We start from the raw sequence: 2,375 nt of genomic DNA on the forward strand, positions 1-2,375 counted from the left end.
CTGTTCGTGGCACCACGCCGCATAGGCGTGGGAGGCAAAATGCTTCGGCTCCAGCTGCAGCGACCGGCCAAGGAGCGACAGCGCCGTTACAGTCGCCTCCGGGCTGTTCGCATGCGTGGGGGGCACCGCTCGCAGGTAGAGATCCCACGAGTCCAGATCTTCCAGGCGTTTCCGCAGCGCCCGTTCGATCTCGGCACGACGGATCGACGGCTGCAGCGCGCCGACAATGCTTTCGGTGAATTGGTCCTGAAGTACGAACCGGTCGCCCGACTCGCCGTCGAAGGTCTGCGCCCAGACATGCGCGGCCGAAGCTGCCTCGGTCAGCTGAGCATTGATCCGCAGTCGGCCGGCCGACCCCTGAATGCTGCCCTCGAGCCGGTAGCGCGTGACATTCCATTCGGTAGCCGGCCAATTGGCTGCGGTTCGCGGGCGAGCGTCGAGAGCCGCGCTGTGGGCGATCACCGAAAGGTCCGCGATGCGCGAGGCGGCCGAGATGATGGAACCCGCCAGGCCGTCAGCAAACCGATCGTGCGCGGGGTCGGCATCGAGGTTGACGAAGGGCAGGACTGCGAGTGACGGCCGGTTCGGCGTGTATTGCAGAGGCTCGGGCAACACCAACCGGTAGCCGCGGCCCATAACGGTGGCCACGACGCTATGGCTCCCGTCGTCAAGGGCTCGACGAATTTCAAGGATGCCCTGCACGAGGCTGTCATCGGTGACCGCCGTCGCCCCCCATACGGCCCGGATCAGTTCGGTCTTGGTTACCAACCGGTTGGCATGTTCGATCAGGTAGCGCAGGATCGCAAAGGCCTGCGGACGCAGCCTGACGACCTCGCCAGTGCGCCGCGCGAGCGTCTCACCGTCGAGATCGGCCAATGTATCGTTGATGAGGATCGGGTCGTGTCGCGAATGCTGTGGAAATTGCCTGGCGGCGCGCTCCGGGCATGTGAAGGTTCGGGCTCTCAGGCAGCGAGGTCAAGAGGCATCGGCTCGAGGGGCTGGGAAAGGGTCTCCCATCCGTCGACCTTGCGCATCTGGATCTGACCGGAGGCGAGGAGCGCCCAGAGCAGCATCGGCACGGTCTCGGCGGAGGGCAGCACAGTCTGGGTCTTGATGCGGCGACGGAATTCCTCGTTCAGCCGCTCGATGGCATTTGTGGTCCGGGCGGATTTCCATTGGGACGGGTCGAGGCGGGTGAAGCTGAAGAGCCGGTCCCCGGCTTCCTCCAGGCTGTCGGCGACGGCCTTGCACTTGAGTCGCCACTTGCGAAGGAAGCCCTTGCGGCGCTTCTCGATCTCGGCCGCGGTGTCGGCGTAGATCATGTCGCGGTAGTCCTCGGTCAGCTCGTCATGGAGGTGCTTCGGGGCGTGAGCCAGCAGGTTGCGATGCTTGTGAACCGTGCAGCGCTGGATGGGCAGGTCCCCGCCCCACAGCGCCACGAGTGCGGCTTCGAGACCCGGGGCGCCGTCGACGATGACGAACTCGGGCCGCTTCAGGCCCCGCGCATCGAGATCGGCGAGGAACTGGCCCCAGGCCGAGGTGCTCTCGCCGCCCATATTCTTGATGGACAGCAGCACCTTCTGCCCGTCGCGCCGCACGCCGATGGCGGCCAGCACAGAGATGTTCGTGGCCTTCCTGTCCAGCCGGGTCCGGATCACGGTCCCATCGAGAATGAGACGGACGATGTCCTCCTCGGCCAGCCTGCGGGCGGACCAAGCCTCCCAGTCGACCTTCACCTTGCGCCAGGCGCGGCTGACCACGTCCTTGCTGACGGCGCCCTCGAACAACCCGAACAGCGCCCGCTTGACGCGCCGCGTGTTGGTCCCGGCCAGGTAGACCGCGGCGATCAGGGCTTCGGCCTTCTTGGTCAACCGCTGGTAACGCGGCAGCGCCTTCGACCGCCATTCCGTGACCTTGCCCTCCTCGCTCTCGATCCGGGCACGCGGCACGCGCACCGTCTCGGTGCCGAACGTGCCGGTCAGTTGCCGATCCCGGTGCCCGTGGCGATAGCCCTTCGCCGCGCCGCCGCCACGACCGTAACGGAGGCGGCCCAGAAATTCGGCCAGTTCCTCTTCGAACATCGTCTCGATGGTCGCGCGGACGCTCGCCCGCAGGCGGTCCTCGATCGGGTCATAGGCCGACGCGTCGGGCAGTAGCGAAGCGGTTGAGCTCGCGGTATTCTCGTTCATGGCGTGATCTCCCTGGCGGTTGGCGCCGCCGGTTGGGTGGTTGTGAACTCACCCGGAGATTACGCCGCCTTCGAATTTCCACCACTTCCGAGACACGACCCCCGGCACCCGCCGGATACACTAAACCTGACCGACACCTGTCGAACTTGGGGGTACTGATGAGTGAGCGGGAGCTGAATCGGATCG

At 66.0% G+C, this 2,375-nt stretch carries 2 protein-coding genes; both read right to left on the minus strand.

Annotated features, from left to right (window positions below; translation table 11 throughout):
* A partial coding sequence (locus tag ACSLE4_RS08265; protein ID WP_435903989.1) for a winged helix-turn-helix domain-containing protein occupies positions 1-876 on the minus strand: 876 nt, incomplete at its 3' end.
* A gap of 86 nt (positions 877-962) precedes the next feature.
* Positions 963-2,189 carry an IS256 family transposase gene (locus ACSLE4_RS08270; protein ID WP_435903990.1) on the minus strand — a complete coding sequence of 409 codons (1,227 nt, stop codon included), beginning with the start codon at positions 2,187-2,189 and terminating at the stop codon, positions 963-965.
* Positions 2,190-2,375 lie beyond the last annotated feature (186 nt).

Source organism: Methyloceanibacter sp., from assembly GCF_051306395.1.
Lineage (GTDB): Bacteria > Pseudomonadota > Alphaproteobacteria > Rhizobiales > Methyloligellaceae > Methyloceanibacter.